The following is a 17,124-nucleotide window of genomic DNA, read 5'->3' as shown; positions in this document are numbered from 1 at the left end:
TGGCTTGCGGGTCAGGGATTGCAGATCAGGGAAGGCGGTGCCGGGGGCGGCGGAGCAGGAAGAGAGCGGCACCGGCGAGGATGAGCGCCGCCGCCGCGGCCGCCCCACCGAGGTCGACGCCGGTGGGGGCCAGGTGCGGCTTCGCGGGGGCGGCCGGCGCGGCCGGCCCAGGCTGTGCTGGCGCTGCCGCGGGGGCGATCACGATCGAGTAGGTTGCCGTCGCGGCCGGGTTGCCGCCGATTCCGTCGGCATTGGCAACGGAGATGACGACCGAACTGGTCCCGGCGGCGGAGGGCGTGCCGGCGATCACGCCGGTCGCCGAGTCGAGGATCAGGCCGGTGGGGAGAGACCCGCCGATGATCCGGAAGACGGGATCGGAGAGGCCGGAGGCCGTCAGAGCGAACCGGTACGCGCCGCCGACGACGCCGCTGGACGGCGGCCCCGAGGTGATGGCCGGCAGGTCGGCGAGCACGGTGACGGTGCTGCCGTCCGTGCTGCCGACATAGGCGCGGTGCGTCCCCGGGTCGACGGCGACACCGTAGGGCGCGTTGGGCACGGGGACGGTGGCGGTGACCGTGTTGGCGGCGCCGTCGATCACTGACACGGTGTTGCCGTTGATGTTGGTGACGAAGACGGTCCGGTTCGACGGGTCGACCGCGACCCGGTACGGGGCGGTGCCGACGGCGATGGTGGCGGTCACGGCGGCGGCGGTGCCGTCGATGACGGAGACGGTGTTGTCGCCCGCGTTCGTGACATAGACGGTGTGGCTGGTCGAATCGACCGCGACCCCGTACGGGAACGCCCCGACCGGAATGGTACCGACGACGGTGGTGCCGTCGAGCACGGTGACCGTGGCGTTGTCGGAATCGGTGACGTAGGCTGCGTGGCTGACGGTGTCGACGGCGACTCCCTTGACGCTGGTGCCGACGGTGACGCTGCCCATGACCGACTCCGTTGCCCCGTCGACCAGGGTCACCGTGCCGCTGTCCGGGGAGGTGACGTAGAGGGCCCTGGTTCCGGGGTCCACGGCGACCTGGTCGGCAGGGGAGCCGAGGTCGATCGTGCCGGTGACGGCATCCGTCGCCCCGTCGATCACGGAGACCCGGTTGTCGCCGGTGACGTACACGGTGTGGGTCACGGGGTCGACCGCGACGCCGGTGGCCCCTGAGGGGAGGGGAATGGTCGCGGTGACGACCCCCGCGTCGATGACCGACACCGCGGCGGGAGTTCCGGCGGCCACGTAGACGGTGCTGGTGCCCGCGTCGACGGCGACGCCGAACGGGTTGAAGCCCACCGGGATGGTGTCGGCGACGGCCCAGGCCGCGAAGGCCGCCTGGAGTGCGACCGGGGCGACGACGATCGCGCCGGCCAGGGCGAGTGCCGTGCCGGCCCGGAGGCCGAGGCGCCCGGCGGAGGATGTGTGCATGGGGTCTCCCGTCATCCGTGGGGCAGTCGTCCGTGGGGACAGTAGTCGCCCCGCGGGCGCTCCGATAGGGACGGGACCCCCGGATGCGGGGCATACGGCGGCGCGGCCGGCGGCATCCGTCGCGGCGCACCCTGTGCAAGCGGGCGCACGCTGCGCCGTGCGCCGGCTTCCCGAGGGTGCGCCGCGACCGGGTCGGCGCTCAGATCTCGGAGTCGTCCAGTCGCCCGCCCAGGTCGGGGCGCACGTCGCCCTCCTGCTGGGCGCTGCCGGCACCGGTGCCTGAACGGTCGGCTCCGGTGCGCTCGGGCGGGGCCGCGGTGCGGGCGGGCTGCGGCCGTTGAACGGCGAGCTCGCCGCCGAGCCGGCCTCCGAACGGTCGACCGTGGTCGGCGTATTCCTCCCGGAAGAAGGCCATCCGCCACGGCCCCATTTCGATCCGGGCGCCGGTGCGCAGAATCTGTCCGCCGCCGTGCGGCCGAACTTCCTGCTTCGTGCCGCCGGCCACCGGGCCGAGGGGGAACAGCACGTATTCGTCGTTTCGGTCGTGCCGGATCTCGGCGTGCACCGGTTGCAGACCATCCAGCCGGAGGTCGCAGTCCGGTCCGGACCCGATCGTGGTGACCCCGGGCAGCAGATCGAACTCCCGCGGTGTCTGTCCGTTCCAGTTCTCCGAGCCGACGACGAACACGAGCCGAGGCCGCCCGGCTCCCGGCGCGTAGTGGGTCGTCGTGACCCGGCGGCGGATCCGCCGGTCGAACGTCGGGACCAGCGGGAACAGGGTCGACGGCGGCAACGGCACGGTGGGCAGCGGGGGCGCGCCCCGGCGCCGTGACCTCCGCCGCAGCAGTGGCGTGAGCGCGGCCCGGCTGCCGAGGACGATATGGGACGACCCGGTCAGAACCCGCTGGAGCGGGGGAGCGGTCACCGCCCCCACGCGAACGATGAGCCCGTTCGGCCCGCTCAGCGACACCGTCAGGCCGCGGTCGGAAAGGTCAGCCGCGATCCGGCGAAGGTCCTTCAGCCTGACCGACGGGGAAACGAACAACTCGGGCTTGCCGGCGAAGATCTCGACATCGAGGCCGGCGGCCCTGACCGTGCCGGACATCGTCTCGACGGTCGGCGCCGGCACCGCCGCACCGGCCGCCGTCTGGTCCGCCGTGGTCGGGGGCAGGCTCGGTTCGGCCAGCGAGAAGGCCAGGTCGATGTCCAGCCGGGTGGTCGCGGTCATGGCTACTGGGGGAGGGATTCGGCGCCGGCGTTCTCACTCGTGGTGACGCGCAGGGTGCCGTTGAGTTTCCAGGTCGCCCGCGGTGCGTCGGGTCCGATATCCCGCGGCACCTCGACGGTCATGTCGATGAAGCTGTAGTTGATGACCGCACTCTTCCCGGTGAGATAGGACCACATCTCCTTGCCGAGGTCGGTCCAGTCCCGGATGCTGTGGGCCTCGGGTCCGTTCGCGCCGGTTGGGGCGGGCGAGGTCTGGTCTGTGGTCGAGTCGTCGGTCACGGTGCACTCTCTTTCGGTTTCACCGGGAGGAGACTGGCTCAGGCAGGTGCGGAACCGTCCCGGATCAGGGTCCGTCTGCTCCGGCATCCAGCTGCTCCGCTGTCTGCCGTGACGCCAGAGTAGTTGAGGCCGGAACGCCCGTAGCGAATCCACAGCAGGCTCTCAGGGCGACACCGTCGGAGGGTTCGGTTAGCCTCGGGGGAGCACCCCTGGAGGCCACCGTGTTCCTGCTCGATCCCGGCACCATCGTCTATTCAGCGAGCGATCTCAGCGCCGCCGCCGGCTGCGAATGGGCGCTGATGCGCAGGCTCGACGCGAAACTCGGGCGGATCGACCCGATCGCCGAGACGCCCGACGCCATGCTCGCGCGCACTGCCGAGCTGGGCGATGCGCACGAACTGCGGATGCTCACCCGGCTGCGCGAGACCCGCCAGGTCGTCGAGATCGAACGCCCGGCCCTCGCCGAGATCGGCTCCGCCGTGCGGGCGAGCGAGGCGGCGCTCTCCGGCGGCGCCGAGGTGGTGTTCCAGGCCGCCTTCTTCGACGGCCGGTTCCTCGGCTACGCGGACTTCATCATCCGCTCCGGCGACGGCACGAGCTACGAGGTGTACGACACGAAACTGGCGCGCAAGGCCAAGATCACCGCGCTGCTGCAGCTGGCGGCGTACAGCGACCAGCTCGAACGGATGGGCATCCCCACGGGGGAGCAGGTGCATCTGCTGCTCGGCGACGGGCGCACGAGTTCGCACCGATTGCGGGACATCCTGCCCGTCTACCGCACCCGCCGGGCCAGGCTGGAACGCCTCGTCGACGACCGGCTGGCCGACACCGGGCCGACCGAGTGGGGCGACCCGCGCTACACCGCCTGCGGGCGCTGCGACCTCTGCGACGACCAGGTGCAGCGGTACCGCGACGTGCTGCTCGTCGCGAACCTGCGGCTCAGCCAGCGCGCGAAGCTGCGCGCCGCCGGCGTGGAGACGATCGAACAGCTGGCGGCGGCGGCAGGCCCGGTCCCCGGCCTCTCGGATGCCACGCTGCACACGCTCAGCGAGCAGGCCAGGCTGCAGGTCACGCCGGCCGTCGCCGACCGGCCCGTGAACTGGGAGGTGATCAACCCGCTCGCGCTGCAGGCGTTGCCGGCACCCGACGAGGGCGACATCTTCTTCGATTTCGAGGGCGACCCGCTGTACCAGGAAGACGCGGGCGAGGCCGGCCAAACCGGTGTCGTCTGGGGGCTGGACTACCTCTTCGGCCTGGTCGAACCCGACGACACCTTCCGTTCGTTCTGGGCGCACAGCCACGCCGAGGAACGCCGGGCCCTGATCGAGTTCCTCGACTACGTGCGGGAACGGCGGGAGCGGCATCCCGGGATGCACATCTACCACTACGCCCCCTACGAACGCACCCACCTGCTCACCCTCGCGGCCCGGCACGGGGTGGGCGAGGACGCCGTCGACGGCCTGCTCAGGGACCACGTCCTCGTCGACCTCTACCCGGTGGTGCGGCAGGGCCTGCGCATCGGCAGCCGCAGCTACTCCCTGAAGAAGCTCGAGCCGCTCTACATGGGCAGCGACGAACGGGAGGGCGTCGCCAACGCCGCCGACTCGATCACCGAGTACGTGCGGTCACGCGAGCTGCTGGCGAACGGCGACGCGGATGCCGCGGCCGACGTTCTCGCCGACATCGCCCGGTACAACGCCTACGACTGCCGCTCCACCCGGCGGCTGCGCGACTGGCTGCGCGAGCGCGCCGCCGAGAGCGCGGTTGCGTCGGCGCCGGCCGCGGACCTGGCCTTCGACCTGCCCGTGCGCGAGCCCGACCCGGTCTACCTCGAGCTCGCCGGCCTCCTGGCCGCGGTGGCGCCCGCCGATCGGAGCGCCGACCAGACGGCGCTCGCCCTGGCCGCCGCCGCGATCGACTACCACCGGCGGGAACAGAAGTCGTTCTGGTGGGACCACTACTCGCGTCTCGGGTCGCCCGTCGACGAGTGGGCCGACACCCGCGATGTGCTCGTCGTGGACTCCGTCATCGTGCAGACGGAGTGGCACCGGGAGGGCCGGCAACGCCTCGACCGGCGCCTGCTGCGCATCTCGGGCGCGCTCGCCCCCGGCAGCTCGCTCAAGGTCGGCCAGAACCCGTTCCTGCTCTACGACCCGCCGTACCCGCCGATCCGGCCCAGCACCGAGCCGGGCGCCCGCACCGCGCACGACAAGGCCACCATCGTCGAGGTGATCGACGAGTCGGTCTTCGTCGTCGAGGAGATCCTCGAGCGGGACGCCCCCACCCACCACGAACTGCCGATCGCGCTGACCCCCGGCACCCCGCCGCCGGCCGGCAGCCAGGTCGGGGCGATCTCGGACTGGGGCCGGGCCGTGCTCGGCGCCTGGCCGGAGCCGTTGCAGGATGCCGCATTCGACCTGCTCCGTCGCCGGCCGCCGCGGCTCCGGGCCGGCACGGGCGACTCGCCCGGAGCCACCGCGGAGCCCGGCCTCGCCCGGCCGCGGGACGGCGACGTGCAGCCGGCCATCCTGGACAGCCTGCTGCGCCTTGACCGTTCCTACCTCGCGGTGCAGGGACCGCCCGGCACCGGCAAGACCTACGTCGGGTCGAGGGTGATCGCCGACCTCGTCGTCAACCACGGCTGGACGATCGGCGTTGTCGCCCAGTCCCACGCCGCGGTGGAGAATATGCTCCGCGCGGTGCTCACCGCCGGCGCAACGGTCGGCCTCGACCCCGATCGGGTCGGCAAGAAGGCCCGCAAGGGCGAGGAGAACAAGCCCGTTCCGTGGGCGCTTCTCGACACCAGGACCTTCGGCGCGTTCACCGGCCGCCCCGGCGGCTGGGTGGTCGGCGGCACCGCCTGGGACTTCAGCAACGCCGACCGGATGCCGCGCGGGTCCCTCGACCTGCTCGTCGTCGACGAGGCCGGCCAGTTCTCCCTGGCCAGCACGATCGCCGCGGCCGTCTCGGCGCAGCGACTGCTGCTCCTGGGCGACCCGCAGCAGCTGCCGCAGGTGAGCCAGGGCACGCACCCCGAACCCGTTGACGAGTCCGCGCTCGGCTGGCTGAGCGACGGGCACCGGGTGCTGCCGGCCGAATTCGGCTACTTCCTCGCCACCAGCTGGCGGATGCACCCCGCGGTCTGCGCTCCCGTCTCGGCGCTGTCCTATGAGGGCAAGCTGCTCTCGCACCCGTCGGACCGCAGCCTGGCCGGGGTGACTCCCGGGCTGCACCCGCTGCCCGTGGCGCATTCCGGCAACGCGACCTCGTCGGTCGAGGAGGCGGAGGTCGTGGTCGGGCTCGTGGCCGACCTGCTGGGGCGACCCTGGACATCCGGGGGTGTCACCGCGCCGCTCGGGCAGGACGACGTGATCGTCGTGGCGCCGTACAACGCCCAGGTGGAACTCCTCCGCGGCAGGCTGAAGGAGGCCGGTTTCGGCCTGGTGCCGGTCGGGACCGTGGACAAGTTCCAGGGGCGGGAGGCGGCGGTCGCGATCGTCTCACTCGCGGCGTCGGCCGCCGAGGACGTGCCGCGGGGCCTGGAGTTCCTGCTCCTCGCGAACCGTCTGAACGTGGCCGTCTCGCGGGCGCAGTGGGCGGCCTGGCTGGTCTATTCGCCGGCGCTGACCGAGTCGCTGCCGACCAGCGTCGAGGTGCTCACCCAGCTGAGCGCGTTCATCACCCTGGTGACCCCCGCCGCGCCGTAGCCGGGCGCCGAGATCGACCCTTCCGGTCGAGACCGCCCGGTGCGCGGGTCGGTCTCGACCGGAAGGGTCGAAGTCGGGGGCATGGCCGGCCGGGACAGGCCGGCCAGCCAAGGGGGAACGGCCGGGTGCTACTCGGCGTCGAGGTCGGTTTCGAGGATCTTGACGAGGGCTTCGAGGGCCTCGTCGGCACCCTCGCCCTCGGCGCGGAGCACGACGACGGCGCCGTTGGCGGCCCCGAGGCTCATCAGGCTCAGGATGCTCGAGGCATCCATGGCGTCTTCCACCGGGTCGGCCTCGAGGCCGATGGTGACCTCGATCGGCAGTTCGCCGACGGCCGCGGCGAAGATGGACGCGGGGCGGGCGTGCAGGCCCACCCGGCTGGCGATGGTGGCTTTACGTTCGGACATGGTTTCTCCTCATTTGGTGCTCGTCGAGTTGTGCCCGGCGACTGTGGTGCGGCGTGGTGCGCCGCGAAAATGGTGCGTCGGGGCTCAGAGGCCCAGTTTTTCGAGGATCGGCAGCTCGGCGCGCACGCGGGTGCGCGCTTCGTCGGCGTTCCGGGCCGAGAGAGCCAGCTCGGCCAGGCGCTTCGCCTCGTCGAGGGTGACGCTCTTCAGCACAGCGCCGACGGCGGAGAGTGAACGGGCGGTCATCGAGAGCGTCGCGACGCCGAGACCGACGAGCACGACGGCGAGCACGGGGTCGGCCGCAGCCTCGCCGCAGACGCCGACGGGCTTGCTCTTGCCCTGGGCGATCGACCCGGCGACGGTCAGCTTGATCAGGTGCAGCACGGCAGGCTGCCACGGCGAGTTCAGCGCGGCAAGGGTGCCGAGCTGGCGGTCGGCGGCCATCGTGTACTGGGTGAGGTCGTTCGTGCCGAGGCTGACGAAGTCGACCTCGCCGAGGATCCGATCCGCGAGCAGCGCAGCGGACGGCACCTCGACCATGACCCCGGGGATCTTCAGTCCGGCGACGCGGCACATCGCGGCGAAGTCGGCGGCCTCGTCGACGGTCGCGATCATCGGCGCCATCACCCACACTTCGGCGGGGGAGTCGGCGGCCGCGGTGGCGATCGCGGTGAGCTGGCGCTTGAGCACGCCGGGGGTGGTCAGGTCCGTGCGGTAGCCGCGCACACCCAGTGACGGGTTGGGCTCGGTGGTGTCGGTCAGGAACGGGAGGGGCTTGTCGGCGCCGGCGTCGAGGGTGCGCACGACGACCTTCTTGCCCGGGAACGCGTCGAAGACGCCGCGGTAGGCGACGACCTGCTCGTCGATGGTCGGTTCGGTGTCGCGCTCGAGGAAGCAGAACTCGGTGCGGAGCAGGCCGACGCCCTGGGCGCCGAGCTCGGCGGCCTTGACCGCATCCACGGCCCCGCCGACATTGGCGAGCAGGGGCACGAGGTGACCGTCGGCGGTGCTGCCGGTGCCGTCGAACACGGCGAGGGTTTCAGCGGCGAGCAGCCAGGCGGCAACGAGCGCCTGCTCGTCGGCGCCGGGGTTGACGCTGACGGTGCCGGCGGCGCCGTCGACGTAGACCTCGGTGCCGTCGACGAGTTCGTCGACGCCGGGGGCGGCCACCACGGCCGGCAGGCCGAGGGCGCGGGCGATAATGGCGGTGTGCGACTGCGGGCCGCCGCCGGAGGTGACCAGGGCCAGGACCTTCGCCGGGTCCAGGGTGGCGGTGTCGGCGGGGGCGAGGTCTTCCGCCACGAGAATAAAGGGTTCGGTGGATTGCGGAATCCCGGGCGCAGGCACCCCGCGGAGTTCAGCGACGATGCGTGCGCGAACGTCGAGGACGTCCGTGGCCCGGTCTGCCATGTAGCCGCCGAGATTGTGCAGCATCTCGGCAACGGATGCGCCGGACTCCCAGATCGCCCGCTCGGCGGAGGTGCCGGTGGCGATGAGTTTCACGGCCGCCTTGATCAGCATGGGATCGGCCGCCATCAGCGCGGTGGCTTCGAGCACTGCCTTGCTGGCACCCGTTGCGGCGGCGGCGCGCCCCTGGAGCTCGGACTGCACGACCTTCGACGCCGCGCGCAGACTGGCCGTGGCCTCATCCGCTGTCATCGACGACGACAGTCGCTCACCGACGGGGGGTTCGCTGACCGGTTTCGGCATCTGTCGGACGGAGCCGATGATCCGTCCTGGGCTGACGCCTACTCCAGAGAAATTCTGCACGGGATAACCTCTTTCATGCGCAGCGATTTGCCCACGCTATTTCATGCTACGCGTCGGCCGCCGTGCTTGTGACACGGCGGCCGACGTGATGGTTACGCGTTGACGAGTGCGGGGGTCTCCGCGTCGACGCTGGACTTGCGGACTGCGTACCGCTTGAGCACGATCACGACGAACGCCGCGACGACGGTTCCGATCGCGATCGCGAGGGCCCAGAGCGGGAAGCTGTCAATGGCGAAGAAGACGAAGACTCCGCCGTGCGGTGCCTTCGAGGTCACGCCCCAGGCCATCGACAGGGCACCGGTGACGCCGGCGCCGATCATGCTGGCCGGGATGACCCGGAACACGTCGGCCGCGGCGAACGGGATGGCGCCTTCGGAGATGAAGGATGCCCCGAGCAGCCAGGCCGCCTTGCCGTTCTCACGTTCGACCAGGCTGAACAGCTTCTTGTCGACCACCGTGGCCAGGGCCATGGCGAGCGGCGGAACCATGCCGGCGGCCATGACCGCGGCCATGATCTGCCACGGCGCCTGGTTGGCGATGGTGGCGGTGCCGAGGCCGGCGACGGCGAAGGCGTAGGCAACCTTGTTGACCGGGCCGCCGAGGTCGAAGCCCATCATCAGGCCGAGGATCAGACCGAGGATGATCGCCGACGCACCGCTCATGCCGGTGAGCCATTCGTTCAGGTTCTTGGTGATCCAGGCGATCGGACCGCCGAGCACGAGGAACATCAGGCCGGATGCGACGATCGAGGCGACCAGCGGGATGATGACGACGGGCATCAGGCTGCGGAGCCAGCGCGGAACGTCGAGCTTGGCAAAGCTCGCTGCCGCGACACCGGCGAGGAGACCACCGGCGATGCCGCCGAGGAAGCCCGCACCCATGAAGCCCGCGACGGCGCCGGCGACGAAGCCGGGCGCGATCCCGGGGCGGTCGGCGATCGCGTATGCGATGTATCCGCCGAGCGCCGGAACCAGGAAGCCCATCGACAGGGCGCCGATCTTGAAGAAGACGGCGCCGAGGTAGATCAGCAGGCCACCCTCAGGGAGGTTGAACAGGCTGTTCTGCAGCACGACGACGTCGGCAACCTTGGTGATCTCGTAGCCGCCGAGCAGGAAGCCGAGGGCGATGAGGAGACCTCCACCGGCGACGAACGGGATCATGTAGCTGACACCGGTGAGCAGCGCGCGCTTGACCTTCTGGCCGAAGTGCTCGTTCTTGGTGTCGGCCTCGACGACGCCGACGTTTCCGCCGACGCGACGCGCGTTCGGGTTCTTGGCCGCGGCGAGCGCGTCCTGGATGAGCTTGGCCGGTTCGTCGATGCCCCGCTTGACCGGAGCCTGGATGACCGGCTTGCCGGCGAAGCGCTCACGCCCGCGCACGTCGACGTCAACGGCGAAGATGACGGCGTCGGCGGCGGCGATGACGGCCGGGTCGAGCATGGTCAGGCCGGCGGAGCCCTGCGTCTCGACCTGCAGGTCGACGCCGGCGGCCTTGGCCGCCGCGACCAGGGAATCGGCAGCCATGTAGGTGTGCGCGATTCCGGTGGGGCAGGCGGTGACGGCGACGATGCGCTTGACCGATGACGAGCTGGAGCTGGTGCCGGCGTTGGCGTTGTCGGCGCCGACCGCGCCCGCACCCACGGTGACGGGGGCGATGACGTTGGTGACCAGTTCGACGATCTCGGCCGGCGACTTGGCGGCGCGCAGGGCGGCGGTGAAGTCGCTCTTCATCAGCGAACGGGCGAGCTTCGCCAGGATCTTCAGGTGTTCCTGGTCGGCTCCCTCTGGCGCGGCGATCAGGAAGACCAGGTCGGCAGGGCCGTCCTTGGCCCCGAAGTCGACGGGCGAGGTCAACCGGGCCAACGCCAGCGTCGGCTCGGTCACAGCGGACGAACGGCAATGCGGGATGGCAAGGCCGCCGGGGATGCCGGTGGCCGTCTTCGCCTCGCGGGCGAGGGCATCCGCGTAGAGGCCCTCGATCTCGGTGGCCCGGCCGGCGCCGACGATCAGCTCGGCAAGATGCCGGATTACGCTCGAGGGAGCGGCTCCGAGATTCATATCCAGAGCAACAAGCTCCGGCGTGATCAGTGCACTCACTGGACATCCTCCTTTGGATGGGTAACAAGCGACGTCACGGTGACATCGCCAGGTCTGGTTTGGTTCACTGCCGGCACGGTCGAGCCCGGCAGGGACGCGGCTGCTGCCCCATGGGCGGCGGCCTGACGAAGGGAGTCGGGCGCGGATGCCCCGGCAATGGTGCTGAGCAGGAATCCGGCCAGCGACGAATCGCCGGCGCCGACGGTGCTGGCGGCGATCATCGGCGGCGTCTGGGCCAGCCAGGCGCCGGCCTCGGTCACCAGCACGGCGCCCTTGGCGCCGAGGGTGGCCAGCACGGCCCCGACCCCGGCGGCGACGAGGCGTTCGGAGGCCCTGGCGACCAGCGCCGGGTCTGCCTCGAGCGCGTCGGCGTCGGGGATGCCGGTGAGCTCGGCCAACTCCTCGCCGTTGGGTTTGATCAGGTCGGGCGCCGCGGTGACGGCGGCGGCCAGCGGCGGGCCTGACGAGTCGACGGCGACCCTGGGGGTGGCGGCGCCGTAGCGGGCCCGCAGCTGCCGGGTGATGTCGGCGTAGAAGTCCACCGGCACGCCCGGCGGCAGGGATCCGGCCAGCACGAGCCAATCGGCGCCCTCGGACTTCTCCAGCACCAGGGCGATCAGCGCGTGCTGCTGGTCGGTGCTGAGCTGCGGTCCGGGAACGTTGACCTTGGTCGTGGTGCCGTCGGGTTCCGTGATCGCGACGTTGCTGCGAATCGCGGCGCCGATCGGCATGCCGAGGTAGGGGATCCCGGCCGCGCGAAGGCCCTGCAGCACGGGATCGAGTTCATCGCCGGGCAGGATGGCGAGGCTCGGCAGGCCGGATGCCTCGAGGGCGCGGCAGATGTTGACGCCCTTGCCGCCCGGTTCCTCGGATGAGGACACGGCCCGCTGCACTTCGCCGCGGGCGAGCGGCCCGCTCAGGCCGATCGTGCGGTCCAGGCTCGGATTGGGGGTAAACGTGATGATCACGCGATCACAACCTCAACGTCGGCCGCGGCGAGGGCCGCGGCAAGTTCCAGTGATGGGGGAGCGTCCGTGATCAGCACGTCGATTTCGCCGAGGGCCGCGAAGCGGAGCAGGGTTTCCTTGTCGAGCTTGGAGGAATCGGCCAGCGCGACGACGCGCCGGGCCGAACGGACGATGGCTGTCTTCACGGCCGACTCGACGGCATCCGGGGTGCTGAACCCGAACTCGGCGTGCACGCCGTTCGCGCCGACGAAGCCGATGTCGGGGCGCAGGGCGTCGAGCTGGGCGATGGTGCTCGGCCCGACGACGGCCCGGGTGAGACCGCGGACGCGGCCGCCGAGGATGTACAACTGGATGTCGTCGTTGCCGGCCAGCTTCGTGGCGATCGGCACGGCGTTGGTGATGACGAGGAGCTCGTCTCCCGGGTCTGCCGGCGACCAGTCGACGAGGAGGTCGGCGAGGAGTTCGGTGGTGGTTCCGGCATCGAGCAGGATCGAGCCGGTCTGGCTGGCCGGGATCAGCGTGAAGGCGGCGGCGGCGATCCGTTCCTTCTCGTCGTGGTGCTGGGTCTGCCGTTCCTCGAGGCTCTGCTCGGACATGCTCAGCCGGTCGAGGGCCACCGCCCCGCCGTGGACCCGGCGCAACTGGCGCGCGCCTTCGAGGGTGTCGAGGTCCCGGCGCACGGTCTCCGGGGTGATGTCGAAGCGGCTCGCGAGTTCACTGACCGTGACCCGACTCGAACTGGAGACCAGATCGATGATCAGGGCCTGACGCTCTTCTGCGAACACGAGACCTCCTCGACGTTGAGTGACCGGGGTCACTGTGTGAACAATCTTCACGCTACCTGTGTTTGCTTTTGTTTGTCAAGAAAAACGCAGACAAACAAAGAATCATTCTCGTTCGGGGGCGATTTCAGCATCGCCGGCCTCCGCGGTGGCGATCCTCCGGGGGGATGTCCGCGGTCGCACATAGCGTGAGGACCATGAAGATCCTGCACACCTCGGACTGGCACATCGGGCGTACCTTCCACACGCATTCCACGCTGGGGCATCTCCGCGGGGTGTTCGAGGCGCTCGTCGAGGTGGTGCGGGAACGCGAGGTGCAGGTCGTCGTCGTCGCCGGTGACGTCTTCGACTCCGCGATGCCGTCGGCCGACAGCTACTCCCTCCTGGCCTGGGTGCTTCGGGAGCTGAGGGAGGCCGGCGCCGTGGTCGTGATGACCAGCGGCAACCACGACTCGGCGACGCGCCTCGGCTTCCAGTCGGAGTGGGCCGGCCTGGCAGGCATCCACATCATCACCAGACCCGACCAGTTCCTCGAACCCGTCACCATCGCTGACGCGAACGGCCCCGTGCACTTCTACGGCATCCCCTACCTGGAGCCGGCGATGATCCGGCACCTGTTCCCCGAGGAGACGCTGCGCAACCACGAGCAGGTGCTCACCTTCGCGATGCGGCGGATCCGCGAGGATCTCGCCGGGCGCGGCGGGCGCTCGGTCGTGCTGGCGCACTGCTTCGCGGCCGGGGTGACGCCGGCCGCCGAGGCCACCGAGGTCGAGCGCGACATCACCGCCGGAGGCCTCGACCTGGTGCCTCTCGCGGTGTTCGGCCCGTCCGGCGACGCGCTCAGCGACGGCCCGCCCAGTCACGGCCCCGATTACGTCGCGCTCGGCCACATCCACGGCCGGGCCACGCTCACCGACCGGGTGCGCTATTCCGGGGCACCCCTGCACTACTCCTTCTCCGAGGCAGGCAAGCCGCGCGGCGCCTGGCTCGTCGACCTCCAGGCCGGCCGGAACGCCGAGGTCGAATGGGTCGCGCTTCCCGTTCCCCGCAGGCTGTCCGTGCTCACCGGCGAGATCGAGGAACTGCTCACCGCCGAGGAGCACGAACGGTTCGAGGCCGACTGGGTGTCGGCCGTGCTCACCGACCAGGTGCGGCCCCTCGACGGCATGCGCCGCCTGCAGAAACGGTTCCCGCACTGCGTCACCGTCGAACACCGGCCCCTGGTCGTCGTGGACACGGATGCCGCGAGCTACGGCGCGCGCCTGCACCAGCAGAACGACCACGAGATCGTCGCGGGGTTCCTCGAGTTCGTGCGCAACGGCGTCGGCCAGACCGACTTCGAACGCGAACTGGTCGCCGAGCTGCTTGCAGCCAACAATCTGGGGGAGATCACGGCATGAAGATCAAACGACTGAGGATCGCCGGGTTCGGGCCCTTCAAGAACGAGCAGGTGATCGACTTCGAACGGTTCTACGACGACGGGATCTTCCTGATCACCGGCAAGACCGGCGCCGGGAAGTCCAGCATCCTGGACGCCGTCTGTTTCGCGCTCTACGGAAACGTTCCCCGCTACGAGGGCACGGAGTCCCAGCTCCGCAGCGATTACTGCGAGCCGGAGGACCCGACCTTCGTCGAACTCGACTTCGGGCTGGGCGAGAAGGACTACCGCCTGTATCGCACCCCGCGGTATGAGAAGGCCAAGAAGCGCGGCACCGGGACGACCCTGGCTCAACCGGACGCCCGGCTCGATCTCCGCGGCAGCGAGGGCTGGCGCACCATCGCCACCCGGCCGGTCGATGTCGGCCACGAGCTGGCCCGCATCCTGCCGCTCAAACAAGATCAGTTCCTGCAGGTGATCCTGCTCGCCCAGAACCGGTTCCAGAAGTTCCTGCTCGCGAAGACGGACGATCGCCGAGCCGTGCTGCGCACCCTGTTCGGCACCGCCAGGTTCGAGCAGCTGGAGACCGTCCTGATCAACCGGCGCAAGTCCCTCGACGACGAACTGGTCGCCGTCGAGCTGCGCCTGGCTGGGCTGGCGGCGTCTGTTGCCGGCCAGGCCCAGTTCGAAGCGGCGGAGGGAAGCGCCGACCGCGACTGGTTCGACCGGGCCCAGCAACGGCTCGACGACCAGTTCGGCCAGGCGATCGACGCCGCCGAACAGGCCGGCACGGCGCTGGCCGCCGCCACCGAGCATCATCGAACGCAGGAAGACCTGCGACGGCGCCAGGACAGGCGGGACACGGCGGCAGCTGAGGCCGCGGTCCTGGCCGGCCGGAAGGAATCCGTCGACGCCGACCGCGTCGCCGTGCACGCGGCGTACCGGTCGGCCCGGGTGTGGCCGCTCCTCACGGCACGACGGGAGGCCGAGGAGGTCCTCGCCGTGGCCGTCGCCGTCGAAGCGGATGCCCGCGACCGGTGGCACACCCTCGCCGAGGACGAATCCGGCGACGGCCCGGCCTCGGCCGGAGCCGCAGGCACCGAGTCGCACGAGGCCGTCGGGGCGGTGATCGAGGAGCTGCTCGGGCGACTCGGGTCCCTCAACGATGTGCTCGTCGCCGAGCACATGCTGCCCGGCCTCGAGCGCGAACTGGCCGAGGTGCGAACCAGGCTCGCCCGGCACGACGAGGCTTTGGCCGCGGCGCAGGCCCGGGTCGTGCGGCTGCCCGGACAGATCGACGGCGTCGACCGGGACCGCTCAGTGGCGGCCCTCGCCGCCGCACGCGAGCCGGAGGCGCGCGCCAGGCTCACCCGGCTTGAGGCAGCCAGGGCTGCCGCCGAGGAAGTGAGCGTCCGCGGTGCGGAACTCGAGGGGGCGTTCCAGGCCGACAGGACGGCTGCGGCCGCGAACACGGCCGCCGCCGTTCAGTTCCAGGTGCTGGTCGACCGCCGGCTCGCCGGTCATGCGGGTGAACTGGCCGAACAACTCGTCGACGGGAAGGCGTGCGAGGTGTGCGGTTCGACCGTCCACCCGGCCAGGGCGGTGAGCGCCGGCGAACCGGTCACCGAAAGCAACATCGAGGAGGCGCGGTTGCAGATGACGGCGCGCCAGGCCGCGCTCGAGCAGACCCGTGCCCGGATCCAGGAGATCAACCTGCGCCTGGCCGAGGCCCGCGGCCGGGCGGGCGACCGCAGCGTCGACGCGCTCGAAACGGACGTCGCGGCCGCCGCCGGCGACCTTGCGGCCGCCCGCCAGGCTGCAGCGCGCGAGACTGAGCTCAAGGGCGAGAAGGCTCGCCTCCGCGCCGACCTGGACGAGGCCGGCCGGGCGCTGGCCGAGGCGCGGCAGGCCAAGGACCTGGACTCGACCAGGCTCACCGAACGGGGCAGCCAGCAGGCCGGGATCCTCGAGAGGGTCGCGGCGCAGCGTGGCCGGTGCGCATCCGTCACCGAACTCGTCGACCGGTTGCAGCGCGAGCTCGAGGCGGCGCGTGCCCTCGACGAGGCTCTCGACCGCAGTCGCGAGCACCGCGGGGTGCGCGACGCCGCGGCGACGGCCGCGGAGGCCCAGCTGGCCGTCGAGGGCTTCGCCGACGAGGCGGCCGCGGTCGCCGCCAGGCTCACCGAGGCCGCCCTGTTCCAGGTCGAGGCGCGCATCCGCCGCCACGACGATGAGACGGCCGCGGCATTCGCCGTGCTCGCCGAGCCGGACCTCGCCGGCCTCCCCGACGAACCGGTCGATCCCGCGCCGGCAGAGCGCGACCTGGCCGCCGCGGCGGCGCTCCGCGACACGGCGATCGCCGACCGTGCCTCCCTGGCCGAGCGGGTGACCGTGACCACAGCCCTCGTCAGCGAGGCCCGTGCGCTGTTCGACGCGTCGGTTGAACTGCTGGCCACCCAGTCCCAGGTGCGCGCCCTGGCCGCGGTGGTGCACGGGGAGGAACCGAACACGAAACGGATGCGCCTGGAGACCTACGTGCTCGCCGCGCAGCTCGAGCAGATCATCGCCGCGGCGAATGGCCGGCTGCGCACCATGACCGGTGGTCGTTACGCGCTCGAACACGACGATTCGCTGCAGTACCGGGGCAGCCAGTCCGGGCTGGGCCTGGCGATCAGGGACGAGCACACCGGGCGTGCCCGCCCGACGCATTCGCTCTCGGGCGGCGAGACCTTCCTGGCATCGCTGGCCCTGGCGCTCGGCCTGGCCGAGGTGGTGTCGAACCAGGCCGGGGGAATCGCCCTCGACACCCTCTTCGTCGACGAGGGGTTCGGCTCTCTCGACAGCGCCACCCTGGAGACGGCGATGAGCACTCTCGACGGGTTGCGGGCGGGCGGCCGCACCATCGGGTTGATCAGCCACGTCGACTCGATGAAGGAGCAGATCCCCGCGAAGCTGTCGATCATCGTCACCGACCAGGGCTGCAGCGAGATCGAACCGGCGCTTCTGCCCGTGTAACGCCGGGTGCTCGCCGGCCTGCGGGCCGTGCCGGTCCGCCAGCCCGGCCGGCGCGCGGGCATACTGGCC

Annotated in this window: 11 protein-coding genes; 3 read left to right on the top strand and 8 right to left on the bottom strand. The window is 71.1% G+C overall.

Annotated elements, in window-relative coordinates; translation table 11 throughout:
* Positions 1-25: 25 nt before the first annotated feature.
* From IWX89_RS07035 to IWX89_RS07025, 3 genes are all read right to left on the bottom strand, one after another.
* Entirely contained in the window at positions 26-1,426 is a 1,401-nt protein-coding gene (locus tag IWX89_RS07035) for a putative Ig domain-containing protein (protein WP_196902835.1), read from the bottom strand.
* A 199-nt stretch (positions 1,427-1,625) separates the two neighbouring features.
* Positions 1,626-2,654: an FHA domain-containing protein gene (locus tag IWX89_RS07030; RefSeq protein ID WP_196902834.1), complete on the bottom strand. Its 1,029-nt coding sequence runs from the start codon at positions 2,652-2,654 to the stop codon at positions 1,626-1,628.
* A 2-nt stretch (positions 2,655-2,656) separates the two neighbouring features.
* Positions 2,657-2,932: a hypothetical protein gene (locus IWX89_RS07025; protein ID WP_374220497.1), complete on the bottom strand. Its 276-nt coding sequence runs from the start codon at positions 2,930-2,932 to the stop codon at positions 2,657-2,659.
* A gap of 221 nt (positions 2,933-3,153) precedes the next feature.
* On the opposite strand from IWX89_RS07025, the gene IWX89_RS07020 reads away from it, so the two are divergent.
* Complete coding sequence (locus IWX89_RS07020; RefSeq protein ID WP_307836456.1) at positions 3,154-6,639, top strand: TM0106 family RecB-like putative nuclease; 3,486 nt, start codon at positions 3,154-3,156, stop codon at positions 6,637-6,639.
* Between the two features lie 128 nt (positions 6,640-6,767).
* On the opposite strand, the gene IWX89_RS07015 is transcribed toward IWX89_RS07020, so the two are convergent.
* The 5 genes from IWX89_RS07015 to IWX89_RS06995 all read right to left on the bottom strand — a co-directional run bounded on the left by IWX89_RS07015 (position 6,768) and on the right by IWX89_RS06995 (position 12,665).
* Entirely contained in the window at positions 6,768-7,046 is a 279-nt protein-coding gene (locus IWX89_RS07015; RefSeq protein ID WP_196902833.1) for an HPr family phosphocarrier protein, read from the bottom strand.
* Between the two features lie 84 nt (positions 7,047-7,130).
* Complete coding sequence (gene ptsP / locus IWX89_RS07010) at positions 7,131-8,816, bottom strand: phosphoenolpyruvate--protein phosphotransferase (RefSeq protein ID WP_196902832.1); 1,686 nt, start codon at positions 8,814-8,816, stop codon at positions 7,131-7,133.
* Positions 8,817-8,908: 92 nt separating this feature from the next.
* A complete protein-coding gene (locus IWX89_RS07005; RefSeq protein ID WP_196902831.1) occupies positions 8,909-10,912 on the bottom strand; it encodes a fructose-specific PTS transporter subunit EIIC in 2,004 nt (667 codons plus the stop codon).
* A complete protein-coding gene (locus IWX89_RS07000) occupies positions 10,909-11,880 on the bottom strand; it encodes a 1-phosphofructokinase family hexose kinase (protein ID WP_196902830.1) in 972 nt (323 codons plus the stop codon). The genes IWX89_RS07005 and IWX89_RS07000 overlap by 4 nt, the downstream gene beginning before the upstream one ends.
* A complete protein-coding gene (locus tag IWX89_RS06995; RefSeq protein ID WP_196902829.1) occupies positions 11,877-12,665 on the bottom strand; it encodes a DeoR/GlpR family DNA-binding transcription regulator in 789 nt (262 codons plus the stop codon). Before IWX89_RS06995 ends, IWX89_RS07000 begins: the two co-directional genes overlap by 4 nt.
* Before the next feature lie 194 nt (positions 12,666-12,859).
* Between IWX89_RS06995 and IWX89_RS06990 the strand changes: the two genes are divergently transcribed.
* Positions 12,860-14,062: an exonuclease SbcCD subunit D gene (locus tag IWX89_RS06990; RefSeq protein WP_196902828.1), complete on the top strand. Its 1,203-nt coding sequence runs from the start codon at positions 12,860-12,862 to the stop codon at positions 14,060-14,062.
* Complete coding sequence (locus IWX89_RS06985; RefSeq protein ID WP_196902827.1) at positions 14,059-17,055, top strand: AAA family ATPase; 2,997 nt, start codon at positions 14,059-14,061, stop codon at positions 17,053-17,055. The genes IWX89_RS06990 and IWX89_RS06985 overlap by 4 nt, the downstream gene beginning before the upstream one ends.
* Positions 17,056-17,124 lie beyond the last annotated feature (69 nt).

This window comes from Cryobacterium sp. MP_M3 (assembly GCF_015752155.1).
GTDB lineage: Bacteria > Actinomycetota > Actinomycetes > Actinomycetales > Microbacteriaceae > Cryobacterium.
Note: the sequence above shows the minus strand (reverse complement) of the source record. Positions and strands in the feature narration are given on the sequence as shown.